The sequence below is a fragment of the Paraburkholderia piptadeniae genome, from assembly GCF_900007165.1.
Classification (GTDB): Bacteria; Pseudomonadota; Gammaproteobacteria; order Burkholderiales; family Burkholderiaceae; genus Paraburkholderia; species Paraburkholderia piptadeniae.
In genome coordinates this window covers 128,938-144,752 of the sequence record NZ_CYGY02000021.1, presented here as the reverse complement: position 1 = coordinate 144,752, position 15,815 = coordinate 128,938, and the positions used below count along the sequence as shown (strand labels likewise).

At 57.5% G+C, this 15,815-nt stretch carries 12 protein-coding genes and 1 pseudogene; 1 reads left to right on the top strand and 12 read right to left on the bottom strand.

The genetic code is table 11. From position 1 onward, the window contains the following. Positions 1–292: 292 nt before the first annotated feature. The 8 genes and pseudogenes from BN2476_RS09895 to speB form a co-directional block, all read right to left on the bottom strand. Positions 293–1,357: an alkene reductase gene (locus tag BN2476_RS09895; protein WP_087733949.1), complete on the bottom strand. Its 1,065-nt coding sequence runs from the start codon at positions 1,355–1,357 to the stop codon at positions 293–295. Between the two features lie 647 nt (positions 1,358–2,004). Continuing rightward, on the bottom strand, positions 2,005–2,460 hold the full coding sequence (locus BN2476_RS09890) for a MarR family winged helix-turn-helix transcriptional regulator (protein WP_087733948.1): 456 nt from the start codon (positions 2,458–2,460) through the stop codon (positions 2,005–2,007). Between the two features lie 1,036 nt (positions 2,461–3,496). Continuing rightward, positions 3,497–4,050 (bottom strand): annotated as a pseudogene (locus BN2476_RS09885) (tyrosine-type recombinase/integrase); the annotation flags it as partial. Between the two features lie 425 nt (positions 4,051–4,475). Next, entirely contained in the window at positions 4,476–5,249 is a 774-nt protein-coding gene (locus tag BN2476_RS09880) for an IclR family transcriptional regulator (protein ID WP_087733947.1), read from the bottom strand. Positions 5,250–5,360: 111 nt separating this feature from the next. Next, positions 5,361–6,905: a long-chain-fatty-acid--CoA ligase gene (locus tag BN2476_RS09875; RefSeq protein ID WP_087733946.1), complete on the bottom strand. Its 1,545-nt coding sequence runs from the start codon at positions 6,903–6,905 to the stop codon at positions 5,361–5,363. A 1-nt stretch (position 6,906) separates the two neighbouring features. Beyond that, the gene (locus BN2476_RS09870) at positions 6,907–7,770 is read right to left on the bottom strand and encodes an enoyl-CoA hydratase/isomerase family protein (protein ID WP_438942869.1); all 864 of its coding nucleotides are present in this window, start codon (positions 7,768–7,770) and stop codon (positions 6,907–6,909) included. Between the two features lie 11 nt (positions 7,771–7,781). Continuing rightward, positions 7,782–9,179, bottom strand: a complete 1,398-nt coding sequence (locus BN2476_RS09865; protein ID WP_087733945.1) for an aminotransferase family protein — start codon at positions 9,177–9,179, stop codon at positions 7,782–7,784. An 18-nt stretch (positions 9,180–9,197) separates the two neighbouring features. Next, positions 9,198–10,157: an agmatinase gene (speB, locus tag BN2476_RS09860; RefSeq protein WP_087733944.1), complete on the bottom strand. Its 960-nt coding sequence runs from the start codon at positions 10,155–10,157 to the stop codon at positions 9,198–9,200. A gap of 175 nt (positions 10,158–10,332) precedes the next feature. Between speB and BN2476_RS09855 the strand changes: the two genes are divergently transcribed. Further along, positions 10,333–11,604 carry a M20 family metallo-hydrolase gene (locus BN2476_RS09855; protein ID WP_087733943.1) on the top strand — a complete coding sequence of 424 codons (1,272 nt, stop codon included), beginning with the start codon at positions 10,333–10,335 and terminating at the stop codon, positions 11,602–11,604. 69 nt (positions 11,605–11,673) lie between these two features. Here the strand turns inward: BN2476_RS09855 and ubiA are convergent, their stop codons facing one another. From ubiA to BN2476_RS09835, 4 genes are all read right to left on the bottom strand, one after another. Continuing rightward, on the bottom strand, positions 11,674–12,531 hold the full coding sequence (ubiA, locus tag BN2476_RS09850) for a 4-hydroxybenzoate octaprenyltransferase (protein WP_087733942.1): 858 nt from the start codon (positions 12,529–12,531) through the stop codon (positions 11,674–11,676). 69 nt (positions 12,532–12,600) lie between these two features. Beyond that, complete coding sequence (locus BN2476_RS09845; RefSeq protein WP_087733941.1) at positions 12,601–13,719, bottom strand: alcohol dehydrogenase family protein; 1,119 nt, start codon at positions 13,717–13,719, stop codon at positions 12,601–12,603. A 23-nt stretch (positions 13,720–13,742) separates the two neighbouring features. Beyond that, a complete protein-coding gene (locus tag BN2476_RS09840) occupies positions 13,743–14,549 on the bottom strand; it encodes an ABC transporter permease (RefSeq protein WP_087733940.1) in 807 nt (268 codons plus the stop codon). Beyond that, complete coding sequence (locus BN2476_RS09835) at positions 14,546–15,814, bottom strand: ABC transporter permease (RefSeq protein WP_087733939.1); 1,269 nt, start codon at positions 15,812–15,814, stop codon at positions 14,546–14,548. Before BN2476_RS09835 ends, BN2476_RS09840 begins: the two co-directional genes overlap by 4 nt. Position 15,815 lies beyond the last annotated feature (1 nt).

Sequence of the window (15,815 nt, the reverse complement as noted above, 5' to 3'; positions counted from 1 at the left end):
GCCGGAAATGTGGAACCACGCAACACAATTGGACAGACTCTGGGCGAGGACGATAGCCGCATCATGGCAGGGTCGACACCGCTGCGCTCATGACCGTCAGTCACCTGATTCTGATGGAATGAGATCAGGCGCACCGCAGTTTCGGTCTGCTGCACGAGAATATCCTCAGTGTCGGCGAGTGCCGTTGCGGCCATAGTCTTGACGTGAACGCTGCGTCAAGTATTCTCCGATGCAGGCGCGCATTACCAGCAATCCGCGGCCTTTATGCTGGCCGGGGGAGAACAACCCAACCTCACCTATCGGCCAACGGTGGGTAGTCGTTGTACCCGGTTTCGTCATCCGCATAGATCGTTTGGGCATTGACGGCGTTGAGCGGTGCGCCGCGCCGGAACCTCTCCACCAAGTCGGGGTTGGCGATAAAGGGACGCCCGAATGCAGCAGCGTCTGCCTCGCCGCGTTCAATGGCCAGCTGCGCGCGTTCCTTGGTAAGCCCCTCATTGACGATGTACGCGCCTTTGAAGATGCGCCTCACGTCGCGCCCAATTTGCTGTCCACCTCGATCGAGAGCTTCTCGTGCAAAGATAAACGCGATATTGCGGACGTTCAGTTGCTCGGCCGTATAGGTGAATAATGCGCGCGGATTCGAATCGTGCATCGAGTTCGAACTCGACATTAGATTCAGATGCACACCCACTCGGTTGGCCGGCCAAACGGTAAGCATCGCATCCACCGCATCCAGCATCAAGCGAACACGGTTCTCAATCGATCCGCCGTAGCGATCGGTACGCTTGTTCGAGCCGTCATGCATGAACTGATCGAACAAATATCCATTGGCAGCGTGAAGCTCTACGCCATCGAAACCGGCACGCTTAGCATTTGCAGCAGCGACTCGAAAACTCTCCGTGATCCCTGCGATCTCGTTTGTCTCTAGTGCCCGTGGCACCGAATACGGGCGCTGAGGTCGCAAAATGCTGACCTGGCCTTCGGGCGCAATCGCACTCGGTGCGACAGGAAGTTTGCCGTTATGAAACGTTGGGTCCGAGACTCTTCCCACGTGCCAAAGCTGAGAGACGATGAGGCCGCCTGCGTTGTGTACCGCGGAAGTGACCGCGGCCCACCCGCTAATCTGCCTTTCGGACCAGATGCCTGGGGTGTTTGGGTAACCAACTCCCTGGGGAATGACCGAGGTGGCTTCGGTGATGACGAGTCCTGCACTGGCCCGCTGGGCATAATGGTCTACGTTGATCTGACCGGGGCTGCGTTCGTCAAAGGCGCGCATCCGAGTGAGCGGCGCCATCACGATACGATTTGGCAGTTTCAAAGCACCGATCTGGATTGGATCGAAAAGCGTGGACATGGGTGTTCCCGTTGAATCATCGAAAAAGAAAGCGTTAAACATTGCTACCGAAAAGAGGAATCCCCTCGGTTGCGCCGCGATGCTGCCAAGTTTGGCAAGAGGTCTTCATCGTTCAGCTGATTGAAAAGTCTCATATGCGCCTATCATAGTCTCACATGCTGGTAAAACGACAAGAGAAACCTCTCCCCGTTGATCGGCAAGACGAGCCGGTTCAGGTTGATGGGGCGAAGTGTTGAGCTGCGCGTCTGGCTTTTCATGCCCGAAGAGGGGCGAAGAGGGCGCTTCGCCGAAGTCCGTCATTCCGGCGGTCAATGGGTATGCTCGACTCACGCGGCTCACAAGGCCCTTTACACATTTGCGCTATCGCGGGGCAGCCGCTGAGGAGGCATTGGCCGAATCGCTTGCTGCGCGAGACCGAAGAGTGGCGCTGGCGGCTCCGTGGGAGCGCTGGAGCCGGAAACCCTCGGCGCGCCTTTCGGTACAAGGGGCGCTAAGGAACGTCCGCTTTCCGTCGGCGGAGCCGCTTACGCGGCGAGCATCAGATCCAGCTTCTGCACAGCCGCACCAGATACACCTTTACCCAGGTTGTCGAAGACGGCGGACAGCACACTAATGCTCTGTCCACAGTGATCGACGCACCATGCGTCTCACGATTCAAGGTGCTGCTCTGCGGCGCAATCAAGCATGTGCCGCAATTTCGCCGACTGGGCACTTCCGTATTCCGACTCGAAGCGATCTTGCGCCAGCACCCAATGCGGGTGCGCTTCCAAGATTTTGGCAATGCCAGCCTTGGTGACGCTGACCAACCGCGCACGGCGGTCCGTCTTGTCGACAGCGATTGTGATGTAACCGTCGCGTTCGAGAGGCTTCAGATTGTGTCCGATTGTCGCACGGTCCATTGCAAGCAGTTCGCCGAGCGCCATCATTCGTAGTGGCCCGCGCTCTCTAAAAAGATAGCCTAGGATCGTAAACTGGTTCGTGTTGATCCCTGTGGGAGCAAGGCAGTCGTCATACAATCGTGTTACAACGCGAGCGGCACGCCGGAGGCGCGCGCAGTTGCAACACAACGGTGTGTCAGGATCGATCTCGTTTCTCTTGGTCATTGGTGAAGATTCATTTACAAGCGGCAAGCGCGGACTGGCGTCGACCGCGGCGGTCTCGACGCCGCTGCGATGCTGCCATCATTCTCCTCCATAACGTCGAACGCATTGCGTAGCCCACGTTTCCAGACATATTAGTCTCGTATGATAGTATTATTTGTATTATTGGTCGAGCGAAGAGATGTCTAGGGCGATGGAACGGACGCTAATGTCCGAGCAGGTGCCTTCACGTAGTTACGTCGCATGCTATCGAAACGGCTCGTGCCTACAAATATCTTCGAACAGAAGTGGGCCTTTGCTGGGAACATCGACCAGCGCCCTACGCGCGCATACGGCGCAATAAGTGCTACGGCACGAGGGTTTCTGTGGGTAGCGGTCCGGCCTTAAATAGATGCCCGGGCGTTGCAAAAGCAGCGGTGGGTTTACCCCACGCGGTATGATTTACGGTGGTTGCTTGAAAGAATTGGGCCATTTGTTTTCCTGATTAAATTCTTGAAGTGCGAAAAAAAGATCGCGCATTGAATCGAGATCAATCAGCCTCACAAATGCAAACGTATCCTCGTAGGCCTGCAACTACGGGCCATTGCGGCAGCGACAGCTCTTCATCCCTCGGTCGTCCCGACGAACTGGCGTTTCCGTCGATGGCCCTTCTATGAGCATCAAATTGTCAAGGTTTGTTTTGCAACTTTGCATTGACGAGTGGCTGGCGAACCGTTGGCATAGGCCTGAATACGGTAGTCTTAGGTGGGCCTGCGGGACAGCACCGCCTGCAGAGGCAAGGCACGCGCCTGCTGTGCGGGAGGTATCCACGGCGGGCCGGCGGGTCGCCTTTCACGACCATGGCGCCGGGCCGGCTGTGGATAACTGCGGATCATCATGCGACGGAACCAGAACAGAAGTTTGAGACGGGGCCGCACCGCATTCAGATACCCCTCCGTTCGACCCGAGTCACTAGCCTGCGGCAGGGCGCTGTGATGCCTCGGGGGTCTAGATATGGAAGCAACGGCATCCGTCTTGCGCAGTGCGCCTGGATTCCGGTTCAGAGCGTATCTGCTTTACAGTCGATGCGGTGCTTCTCGTCGGTTTCCTGATGCCGGCGATCGTCACAACGTGCAGATAACTGCCGTCTGGCGGCCTGTGCCTTGGTTCCAGCCGTGCTGCCTGCTGCTTTTCCTGCAGTGCTACCTGCAGTTTGTCTGATCGGGAGCACGAGCGCGTCGCCTCACTGCGCGAGGGCGGGGCCGTCATGCCCAGCGACTGCCGGTAGCGTGACAGTTCCGTCATCAGTTCGCGCGTGGCCGGGACCAGGCGCTCCCTGTCTTGCCGTGCACCGTCAGCCACCAGCGCATCGTGTCATCGGTATCGCGTCGCACGAAGAAACCCGAAGAACTGCCCCATCGTATTGCCGCCGACCTCGGCGATGCGCAGGCCGCCCAGATACAGCAGCGTGAACAGCCACCGTACCTGCTGAGAATGCGCCCGGGTACGTGGCGTGTCCTGCGGCATCGCCGCCATGGTGTCCTTCACTTCCTGCCACAGGCTGGGCTCGAGGTAGCGGGTAATGCGTGGCGCGACCTTGCGGGTGCACTGGCGGGGGTGACCTTGATTTACGCGCAGTTTTACGGTTAGGACGCTCTCGACTCCGTGCGGGTTTGCGACATGGCCCGAATAATATTGATCGTGAAATCAGAAGGTTGCTGTCTGCGCCAGAAGTTAGCTATGCTCTGGGCCCTGCCGTCGGGAACTGAGCAAACGAAATTGGCAAATGCAGGTTTCCTGCGGGTGTCGTGCAGACGAGTTCCAGTGTCCACAGGAGTTAATCGGTGGAAGGCGGCGACCGTTGGCACGTTGCAGACCGAAACATGCCGCCCCATGCACAAGCGGAACTCGTCCGTTGCTTGCGCGAAAATGAGGGACAACGCGACGGATAATCGCGCTGCCTTAAACTCGCAATCCTACGACGGAAACAAAGACAACAGCATAGGTCGGTCAGGCTGTTCAGAAACAAGGGGCAGGGGTCACGGTCGTGCAAGTAATCGAGACAGGCTTTGCGCCGTTGAAAGGAGGGAGGTCACTATATGGTCTTGTGGGAACGCCATCAACAGCCTCTCCTTCAAGCCAACGAGGCCAATCGCGTACAGGACACCCGCACCCTCTATCTCAATAGGACAGCTTATTGAGAACACCCCTGCGTCATACTCATCATCGTTGATCGCATATCCCGCAGCTTGCACTGCCCTGAGACTTGCCTTGACCTTTGCAGGATCGGTGACGGTGTTGGGCCGGAATTTCTCATGCGGGCCCGATACGAAACGGTCAACCAAACCTTCTGGTTGAAAAGCCACGAGCGCTTTTGCTGTCGAGGTTGCATGAACCGGGAAGTCAGCACCAGGATAGACGAGGGTACGGGCCGGGTCCTCTGGAGGCACTATCACAACCAGTTCGATCTTTTCTCCGGTAATCTTCGCCAGATATCCAACTTCACCAAAGCGGTTGGCCACGATCTGAATTTCGCGACGGGCGAGTGTTTTTGAGGATGTGTCTGGCGCGCTGCAGCGAAAGAGGTCGAGAATTCGAGGGCCAATGAAATAGTTGGACCTACCTCTCTGACCAGCCACGAACCCCGCCTCAACCATGCCATTGAGCAGTCGGTGAGCCGACGGCATAGGCAATTGTGTCCTGGACGAGATCTCTGCCAGGGACAGGCCGGCCGATGAAGTCGATATGACTTCAAGAATGGCAGCGATTCTTTCCAGCCGGCCGGCTTTTTCACCCGTTGTCTGCGTCGGCATACGTGTCCGCCCTGTTCGATTGCCTTGCTGTTGCGCCGTCTCGCGTGCGTTTCACGGAAGCGGTGAGCTGAACGTTGGCCATTGTCCGACGGAGTCGGACAATGGCGACTTTCATTCACAAGCGGTGCTTCGAAGTTCCCGCTTGAGCACCTTGCCCGCGGCGTTCTTGGGCAACTCATCAATGAACTGCACGACCGACGGCTTTTTATAAGAGGCCATGTTCGCCTTGCAATGCTCGATGACTCCAGCAGCGTCTAGGCGGTGACCAGAACGCAGCACGACGACCGCCTTGACGAGCTCCCCCCATACCTCATCGGGCACACCCACCACAGCGACTTCTGCCACCGCGGGGTGGGAGCAAATGACCTCTTCGACTTCGCGGGGGTAGATGTTCGAGCCACCAGAAATGATGAGATCTTTCTTGCGGTCGGTCAGAAAGAGGTATCCCTCAGTGTCCAGGTAGCCGACATCGCCGGTGTGTAGCCAGCCGTTGCGCAGCGTCTCGGCCGTTGCCTCGGGACGATTCCAGTAGCCTTTCATGACGAGGTCGCTGCGCACGCAGACTTCTCCGAACTCGCCGACGCCCACTTCTGCGTCGTTGTCATCCAGAATCGCAATGCGCACACCGGGCATCTCACGGCCACACGATGCAAGTCGTTTGATCTTTGCCTCATCGTCGCCGACCATATGCGCCGCCTTCGGCAGTGATGCGACGGTCATGGGTGCCTCACCCTGTCCATAAATCTGGACGAAGACGTTGCCAAAGACGTCGAGTGACTTCTGGAGCTGATTGACGTACATGGGGCCGCCGCCATAGATGACGTTCTTCAGCGACGACAGGTCGTATCCGGTGTGCGAATCGGACTGAAGCAACATCGTAATCATCGTCGGCGCCATAAACGTCGAAGTCACGCGGTACTTCTCAATGGCCTCGAACACCTTCTCCGCTTTGAAGCTTTTCGATAACGGGAATGCGTTGGCCGCCCCGACCGCCAGGTGAGGCATCATGCAACTGGCAGTTCCATGTGATATCGGCGCGACGTGAAACATGACATCACTGGAAACGACATCCGGGACAACGCCTAACAAAAACTGCTGACACATCGTAACTAGATTCCGATGCGTTTCCATCGCACCCTTAGGCTTTCCGGTCGTCCCCGACGTATAGAAAAGCCAGGCGATGTCATCGGGGTCGATGACGACGTCGGGCGGCGTGGCGGGGAATTGCAGAAGGAAATCTTCATAGTCGGTGTCCGCGCTCCGATGCTCGCCACCGATGCAGGTCCAGAGCTTGACCTCGGGTACTAAAGGTTTAAGTTCGGCCACGTGATCAGCGAAGTCTTCACTGTAGAAGACGACTCGAGCGCCGGAGTCTGAAATGAGAAACGCATACTCCTGGACATGAAGCCGGGGATTCATGGGGACGGCCGTACATCCGGCAGACATTGCCGCCAGAAACGCTTCGAGTCCCTCAAAGCGGTTCGCGCACAGGATCGCCACGCGTGCGCCCTTTCCTGCGCTTGCAAGAAGGGCGTTTGAAACCCGATTAATCCGGCTCGCGCCGTCCTTGTAGGTGATCCTACGGTCTTCGGAAATCCACAAGATGTTGTTCGGTGTGCGCAGCGCAGACCGCTGAACCCAATGACCCGCGTGCATACTATTCTCCCAACTTCAAGATGCGATTCTTGCTTCCCCAACCAGCTTCCTGATATGTACCTCGCTCGGAAGACGGGAATCTCGCGCCGCGCTTTTCCTTCACCGAAAGGATGCCTTCCCGCGCGTCCTCGTCAACGAAGTTGAGCATTTCCATGGCGACTGACAGGTCAAAGATCGGAGCGACAGGCTTATACCAGTGATTCAGAGCCCGTTTTGTCCAGCGAATAGACAGTTGACTGCCTTTGCTTAACGTGTCTGCGACAGCCAGGGCGCGGTCCAGCAGCTGCTCGTGCCGAACACACAGACTCACTAGCCCGATCCTTTCGGCTTCCGGACCATCAATGAAATCGGCTAGTAGGAGATGATATTTGGCTTTTGCCATGCCGCACATCAAAGGCCACAGCATCACTGCGTGATCACCCGAAGCGACACCCAGACGCGTATGTCCGTCGCTTAGCCTCGCCTGGTCGGAGATGATGCTGATGTCAGCTGTCAGCGCAGTTGCCAGACCAGCACCCACGGCGACGCCGTTAATCGCGGAAATGATGGGCTTTTCAAGGTTCATCATGTTGTTCACGATGTCCAGCGCTTCCTGACCAGTGCGAAGAACGCCCCAATAGTCTTCGAGGTTCCGTTTAACCATGTCGAGGTCGCCTCCCGCACAGAAGGCTTTACCCGCTCCGGTGATTACGATCGCGCGCGTCTCCGGGTCGTCACCGATCGTCAGCCAGATCTTGCTCAATTCCCAGTGCAGTCGCTCATCGGTGGCGTTGTATTTCTCTGGCCGGTTAATGGTGATCAAAAGAACACCTGGAGAGGGGCGATCAAATTTCAGGTGCTGATATTCGCTGTAAGCGATTGACATTCTCCGTCTCCCTATAAGGCACCGGCGCGGTGCAGCTCGTCCGTAAACTCGGCCAGTGTAAGCTCCAGTCGCTCCATCATCTCGTCCACCTGCGCGACCGTCATGGTTAGCGGTGGGGCAGTCATGAACCACTCTCCGAATCGACCACCGCTGGTGCGGCGCGCGTAAATCAAAAGGCCGTGCTTCATGCCGATCTGACGAACGCGGTCAGCAGCCATCAGTTCGGGCGGCAGCATCTCGCGGGTTTCCTTGTTCTTCACCATTTCCACAGCAGTCAGCATGCCCTTGCCACGCACATCGCCAATGATCGGCGAGCTCTCCTTCAGCGCCAGCAGACGCTCCAACAGATAGCCGCCGACGCGGGAAGCGTTACCTATGATGTCGTTCTCAACGGTCTCGTCGAGAACCGCACAAGCACCCGCACAGGTAATGGGGTTGGCGTTGTATGTGTGGGCCAGATTGAACCCGGTGAGTCCTGCTAGCTCATCCACGAGCGCTGCGGGCGCGAGGACTGCCCCAAGCGGGGTATATCCGGACGCTAGTCCTTTGGCAAGAACGACAAGGTCCGGTTTTGCCTCCGGCCAATGACTATTGGCGAGGAATCTTCCTGTTCTTCCTGCGCCGCACATGACCTCGTCAAAGATGAGAAAGACGCCATACTCGCTGCAGATGCGCCGGATTTCAGCGAAGTACTCAGGCGGGGGAACATTCGCGCCCGTCGACAGTCCTCCAATCGGCTCGAAGATGAAGCACAGCGTGTTCTCTGGGCCAAGACGAAGGATCGCGTCCTCGAGCGCTTGTGCACATTGCAGCGCATACTGGACTACGCCCATGCCGTCGGGGCGCCGGTACGTGAACGGCGTCGGGATTTTCTCGGAAAACTGAACCATGTCCCCGTAGATGGGAGCGAAGTCCAGGTCCCCCGTTACAGCAATGGTGCCAAGCGTGCCACCGTGGTACGACGGCATGCATGAGATCACACGCGTCTTTTTGTGCATGCCTTTGGCAAAAGCGTACTGGCGACAGAACTTGATCGCCATTTCGTTAGCCTCAGAGCCGCCGGATGTGAAGTGGCACCGTTCGAAGCCAGGCCCTGCGAGTACCGCTACCTTTCTAGAAAGCTCTGCGTTCGGCTCGTGACGGGATACACGCACGTAGCTGAAGGACAGCTTCTTGCCTTGCTCGTACATCGCCCGCAACACCCGCTCGTTACCTTGTCCTATGTTGCTTACAATCGCACCGGATGAAACATCGATAAACCGATCGCCAGCGTCGTTCCAGAGGTAGATCCCTTCGCCCCGAACAATCGTAGGTAAATCCTTTGTGTTTTTGCGGCTGTAGAACAGGTCCTGAGGGCCGCCGACAGGAAACTCCGACAGAACGGCATCACGTTTAGCAGTTTGCGCCATGATTATCGACCCGGTCGGTTAGCGTTTTGCGTTCGACTTGGCATGTGCAGTCACACACAGGATTTCGAACATCAGGTTGGCCGCATTGAGCGCCGTATGGCCGGATGGGTCCAGAAGGGGCGCGACTTCGCAGACGTCACCGCCGATAACGTCCAAACCAAGCGCGCTGCGAATGATGACCTGACAGTCGCGCATCGAAAGTCCGCCCGGTTCAGGGGCACCCGTGCCGATCGCGTAGACGGGGTCTAACCCGTCAATATCGAACGTGATGTACACCGGGCCGCCCGCAACCGTCTCAAGCATCTTGCTGATGACCGCCGCACGTCCCATCTCCTCATAGTCGTCCATCGTAACGACGGCCATACCTGCGTCGTAGGCGTACTGGATGTCGCCTTCGCTGAAGCGGGTGCCGCGAAGACCGATCTGGATGACCCGTTTCGGGTCAATGATCCCGTCCTCAACACCGCGGCGAAACACGGTGCCGTGATTGATGCGGCTTCCGTAGAGCTCGTCGAGGGTGTCGGAATGCGCATCGAAGTGGATAACGCCCAACTTCTGCCCCTTCGGCGCCAGCCCGCGCAAAATGGGGTAGGTGACCGTATGGTCCCCGCCACAGGAGATTGCGGCGATGCCGCGATCGCGAAGGCGCGCATAGTACGCCGTAATCGCGTCGAGGGTTTGTGCATTGTCGAGCGGATTAACCGGCGCATCCCCAATGTCGACGACGCGCTGCAGTTCGAATGGGCAAATTCCGCTTTGCGGATTGATTTTCCGGATGAGCCGCGACATTTCTCTCACTTGCGCAGGCCCCTGCCGGGCACCGTTTCTGTTCGTGCACCCAAGATCGTATGGAACGCCGACAAGCGCGATGTCGACGTTCTCAAGCTCTCGTGTATAAGGCGCGCGCATGAACGTCGCAGGCTCGGCGAAACGGGGAATGATTCCGGAGTCAAGAAATTGGTCAGCAGTCGAGTTCATCGCGTTTCCTATAGGGGTGGGGGGCGTTGCAAGATTCCATTTTGTTGTCTAAACTTCCGTTAAATGAAATCTAGCAAGATTTTTTGGAAATTGCTAGTAGCAAAGAGAAATCTTCGGCCCGTTTTCGCAGAGGCGGCGCCGGACGGGCAATCACTTCCCTCATCAGGTGTCGCAGATGAAATTCAACTTCACAGACCTTCTTACTGATCATGTGTCGCAGGAACGACTTGCCAGGCTGATTTCGGCGCTGGCCGAGATTGGCAAATCGGACGGGGACGGTGTCAATCGGCAAGCGCTTACGCCTCAGGACGTGGCTGCCCGCAAATTTCTAGCGGAAGTTGCCGCCGGGTGCGGATGCGAGGTCTACCGGGATGAGGCAGCCAATGTTTTCTTTCGACGCGCGGGAACGACGGACGGCCCTCCGGTAGTGACGGGGAGCCACATCGATTCGCAACCCACCGGCGGAAAATTCGACGGAGCGTACGGCGTCTGCGCAGGGCTAGAAATGATGGCCGCACTGAACGATGCGGGCGTCGTTACCGAGCTACCGCTCGAAGTGGCAATCTGGACGAACGAGGAGGGTTGCCGATTCGCTCCAGGTTCAATGGGTTCCGCTGCGTTCGTTCAGCCTGAACTGCTATCCACCTTTCGTGAGAGTGCGGATTCCACTGGCTTACGGTTCGGCGAGGCGTTGGACGATGCGGCGAACGCGCTCCAGTTCATTCCGCTGCTGCCACTGAATCGCCCGTTTTCCGCGTTCGTAGAAGCGCATATCGAGCAGGGCCCGGTGCTTGAGCGGGAGGGTAAAACACTCGGTGTTGTAAGTGGAATTCAGGGAGTTCGCTGGTTTAGGATTTCAGTCCGAGGGCAGACCTCCCACGCGGGCACAACGCCCAGAGAATTCCGGAAAGATGCAGTCCTTGTCGCAACCGAGCTGGTACAGCAGGCATACGCTGCCGCCAACGAAAGTGACGCTGATTTGCGCTTGACTGTCGGGCGCTTCGAAGTCTCCCCCGGTGCGACGAACACCATCGCAGATGGAGTCACTTTCACAATTGACCTACGACATCCGTCCGATGATGTCCTTGATGACTTCGAGGCCAGATTTCGTTCCTGGACGCGACGACAGTCCGCCTGTTCGATTTCGCTCGAAGAACTGATGCGACACAAGCCGACACCGTTCTCGGAGAAGGTCAGGGCGACCGTCGCTGAAGCGGCTGAGCAATGCGGAGAACCGTGGCGAGAGCTTCTGTCGGGCGCCTTCCACGATTCAATGTACCTGGCGGAACATTGTCCAACGGGTATGCTATTCATTCCGAGCAAGGACGGGCTGAGTCACCATCCTGCAGAGCTGTCAGCTCCGGATGAGTTGGCGTGGGGGGCCAAGGCGCTGACGTTGGCGATGTATCGGCTTGCGAATCCGTCTCTCGACGTGGCCGGCCAGTAATCGGGCTGGCGGTACGCGACGCGTCCCAAGAGTAAGGCACTACTCGTCGGGACGCGTTTCACGACTGGTTCAGGTCAGAGCCACCGCGAGGCCTGTAAACATGCAGAGACCCGCACGGTGAGCGCGATTAAATGCCTGAAAACACAGCGCCGGATCGCGAGATCTTATCTTGAAGTATTGGTCCACGACGCACCCAAGCGCGCCTGTCCACCCGAGCCAGAATGCGGTGGTCCATTGCGAAACGATAGCCAGTGCGGCGAATATGCCCAGATATGTGGCGAAGCAGAAGCCCGAGGCCAGCACCTCATACCGACCAAAGGTAATCGCGCTGCTTTTGACGCCTACTAGAAGGTCATCCGCCCGATCGACCATTGCGTACGCAGTATCGTAACCGACGACCCAGAACAGGTTAGCGGCGCACAGCCACCAGGCGACGGCGGGGACGGAATCGAGGACAGCTGCGAAAGCCATCGGGATTCCAAAACTGAACGCCACCCCGAGCACGACCTGGGGCACGCCAAAGACGCGCTTCCCGAACGGGTAGCAGAGGGCAACAGCAGAGGCACCGAGAGCGTACAAGCCAGTCAATGCGTTCAAATGAAGCAGTAGCAGGGCAGCGAGCATTAGCAACATAGCGAGAAAGCTACGCGCCTGCGTGCGCGATATCGCACCGGAAGCTAGCGGGCGGTGCTTCGTCCGCGTGACGTGAGCATCGAACCGTTCGTCGGCAAGATCGTTCGCGACGCATCCTGCGGAACGCATCAGGACGCTGCCAAGTATGAAAGTAGCCAGCAGGTGAAGCGGGGGATGCCCGCTCGCGGCAACTGATAGGGCGCCCAGCGTCGGCCATAGCAGGAGTAAGATCCCGACGGGCTTGTCGACCCGTGCCAAACGAAGGTACGGACTCGTCCTGTCAAAGAAGTCCATTGTCTGATGTCTATTGAATTGAAAACGGCCCCATCTGCGGGGCCGGCGCTTCGAGGAAACAATCCGTGCTTAAGCCGAGGCGTCCACGTCAATGACAATCTTCCCAACGTGAGATTTTTTCATGAATTCGGCCTGCGCATCGCGTAATTGAGCCAGCGGGAAGGTCTTATCCACCATCGCTTTGATTTCTCCGCTTTCAATGTACTGCACAAGGTTCCCCGTAGTATTGGCCACCGGATTTGCGATGCCGTACATCTCAAGGTCCTTGTAAATCAGGTCACGCAAATCTACCTCGGAGATTGGGCCCGCAATCGCTCCACCTGTGGTATAGCGACCGCCGCGCTTAAGAACGCGCAAGAGCCCCGTAATGGAGTCTCCACCGACCACATCCGCAACAACATCGACGCCACGAGGCCCCACAAGCTTCTCAACCTCTGCCACCATGTTAGGGGTTTCGCGTGGTATGAAATGGTCCGCGCCCAGTTCCAGAAGTTTGCTGCGTTTGCCTTGCCCAGCAATTGCAATCACCACACACCCACGGCGCTTCGCCAACTGCACATTCGCGCTACCGACCCCGCCCGCTGCTCCCGTGATGACCACGACTTCGCCAGCTTTCAGTCGAGCTCGCTCAAGCATCTCCTCGGCCGTCGTGAAGGCACAAGGAAAGGTTGCCAGCTCGACATACGGGATATCGGCGTTCACCGTGAAGGCATTCTCGACCGGAACCGCTGCATACTCTGCGTAACCACCGTCGCATTCACTGCCAACGAAGCGGACACCTTCTTCTCGCAACGGTGCCGACGGATCACGAATTACGGGATCGACCATCACGCGGTCGCCGATCCGCTGCACATCGACGCCCTCGCCGACGCCGACGATTCGCCCTGCAATTGCGGCACCCTGAATGCGGGGAAATGCCAGACTCGAGCGGTCCCAATTGCCCAGATCGGCAGTGTCCGGATCAATGCCCCTGCTGCCAATTTCTTCCGTCATCCCTGTGCGGACGTTCGGGCTATACCAGCCGGTGCGGGTATTCAGATCAGTATTATTGACACCGCAGGCTCCGACACGGATCAGGACCTCACCCTTTCCTGGTCGGGGCGTTGGGATATCTTCATGATACTCCAGCTTATCAAGTCCGCCGTGGCCCATAAGCACTACGGCGCGCATCATTCGGGGGATATTCATTTACCTGGATCTCCACTTAACTATCAAGCGTTGCTGAACTTCGATGACCATGCCCGGAGGTATTCGACAGTCAGCAGCATGCATATCGAAACCATTGTGAGAATTACCGCTGCTGCGAGGATTGTCGGGCTTAACTCTTCGCGGATTCCGCTCCACATGATCAATGGGATCGTCCGCTGATCGACGCCGGCAATGAAGAGCGCCATGACCACCTCGTCCAGTGATGTAGCAAATGCGAAGATGGCGCCCGACGCCACGCCCGGCGCAATGAGCGGCAGGGTCACACGGAAAAACGTTTCGATGGGCGACGCTGAGAGGCTCAATGAAGCCTTTACGAGGTCGTAGTCGAAGCGCGCCAACGCTGCGCTGACCGTAATAACCACAAGTGGAACCGCAACGATTGTGTGTGCGATCACAAGACCCGTAATGCTCTGTGTGAGACCCCAGCGCGAGAAGAGAAAATAGATGCCGGCCGCTGTGACAATAACCGGAACGATCATCGGCGAGAGAATCAGCGCCAACAGAATCTTCTTGAACGGTGTATCACGCCGACTTAGGCCAATTGCCGCGACCGTTCCGAGCGTCGTCGCAACGAGGGTAGTCAGTGACCCGACGACCATGGAGTTCACGATCGCGTCACGCCAGACTTCGGAGCCGAAGAAGCTTGCGTACCATCGCAGGGAAAAGGCGTCTCGATGAAGCGCTAGCATCCCTGGGGTGAACGTCAGGTATCGTTGGGTATTGAATGAGAGCGGGACGCATATGAGAATTGGCGCCATCATGAAGAAGAACACAGAACCGCAGATTAAATAGTACGTTTTCCGGATCATTTCGGTGCTCCCACAAGTTCAGCGCTGGCGAGCGTTCTGAACATCCAGAAGATGTCCGCAACGAGCACCAGGAGGCCGACTGATAGCGCTGCAGCTAACCCCCAGTTCAACGACGATTGCATGTGGTAGGCAATCAGATTCCCTACCATCTGTCCTTGACTGCCACCGACAAGGGCGGGTGTGATATAAAAACCAAGGGCAGAAATGAAAACCATCATCGCTCCCGCGGCAATCCCTGGGACGACCTGAGGTATGTAGACGGAAAAGAAAGCCTTGACGGGTCCGGCACCGAGGGAGCACGCGGCCCGCACATAGTCCTTCGAAACCCCCTTCATTACGCTGTACAGCGGAAGAATCATGAACGGTAACAAGATGTGTGTCATCGCGACAATCGAGGCGAAACGGGTGTAGGCCAATTGAGGCCGAGCGTTATTGGAAACAATGTGCAGCCAGACAAGCAGGTCCACGAGCGGACCGTTCGTCTGGAGGATGACCAGCCATCCAGAGGTGCGGACCAGTAATGACGTCCAGAAGGGAAGCAGCACGAGCATCATTAACACAGTGGCTGTGCTTCGACGCGAGGTGGCGAGCAGATGCGCCACCGGAAATCCGAGGAGCAGGCATGCGAGTGTCGCGCTTACGGAAATCACGATCGTGTTGATGAAAACGGCGATGTACAGTCGTTGGTCCGCGGGCTGCAAAGCGACGCCCCCCGTTGCGGTCTGGCGCAAGTCCACCGCAGCAAGAAGGTTTTGGGCCGTCATTTTTCCGGACGAGTGCTTGATGACACCCCAAGGCTCGGGCGTACCCCATCTCGGATCAATACCGACGAACTTGCTCTTCCAGGTCTCCTGGGTTCCGTCAGATCCGTTCAGTTGGCGCACAGTCTTGCGCAGCAGGCCTTCGAAGCCCGTGTACCTATAGCTCAACTCCCGGACAACTGGCCCTAGCTCGTCACGGTCGTCAAGGGCCATCAGATCTTTTCCAAGCGCGCGATATGCCGCTTCGGGCGGTGTTCCTTCTCCGCTCCAGTTCCCGAGCTCGGCGTGGACCTGAGCGAGAGGCATCGCCACGGCACTCGTGTCGACCGAGCGGTACAACATCTGGACGATCGGAAACAGGAAAAAAGCGACGAGGAAGGCGACGAGCGGCAATATCAGAATCAGCGCGCGGACCTGGGCGCGTAACTTGACGTGCCGATATTGTCGGTCAGTGGGCAAGGGGGCTGCCGCAGGCGGTACGTACGCAGTATTTGGCATGTTCATT

Coding starts and splice junctions, on each gene's coding strand:
- BN2476_RS09870 (WP_438942869.1), bottom strand. CDS start 7,770: ATGTCAATCGCTTACAGCGAATATCAGCACCTGAAATTTGATCGCCCC.
- BN2476_RS09880 (WP_087733947.1), bottom strand. CDS start 5,249: ATGCCGACGCAGACAACGGGTGAAAAAGCCGGCCGGCTGGAAAGAATC.
- ubiA (WP_087733942.1), bottom strand. CDS start 12,531: ATGGACTTCTTTGACAGGACGAGTCCGTACCTTCGTTTGGCACGGGTC.
- BN2476_RS09890 (WP_087733948.1), bottom strand. CDS start 2,460: ATGACCAAGAGAAACGAGATCGATCCTGACACACCGTTGTGTTGCAAC.
- BN2476_RS09895 (WP_087733949.1), bottom strand. CDS start 1,357: ATGTCCACGCTTTTCGATCCAATCCAGATCGGTGCTTTGAAACTGCCA.
- BN2476_RS09855 (WP_087733943.1), top strand. CDS start 10,333: ATGAAATTCAACTTCACAGACCTTCTTACTGATCATGTGTCGCAGGAA.
- BN2476_RS09845 (WP_087733941.1), bottom strand. CDS start 13,719: ATGAATATCCCCCGAATGATGCGCGCCGTAGTGCTTATGGGCCACGGC.
- BN2476_RS09835 (WP_087733939.1), bottom strand. CDS start 15,814: ATGAACATGCCAAATACTGCGTACGTACCGCCTGCGGCAGCCCCCTTG.
- BN2476_RS09865 (WP_087733945.1), bottom strand. CDS start 9,179: ATGGCGCAAACTGCTAAACGTGATGCCGTTCTGTCGGAGTTTCCTGTC.
- speB (WP_087733944.1), bottom strand. CDS start 10,157: ATGAACTCGACTGCTGACCAATTTCTTGACTCCGGAATCATTCCCCGT.
- BN2476_RS09875 (WP_087733946.1), bottom strand. CDS start 6,905: ATGCACGCGGGTCATTGGGTTCAGCGGTCTGCGCTGCGCACACCGAAC.
- BN2476_RS09840 (WP_087733940.1), bottom strand. CDS start 14,549: ATGATCCGGAAAACGTACTATTTAATCTGCGGTTCTGTGTTCTTCTTC.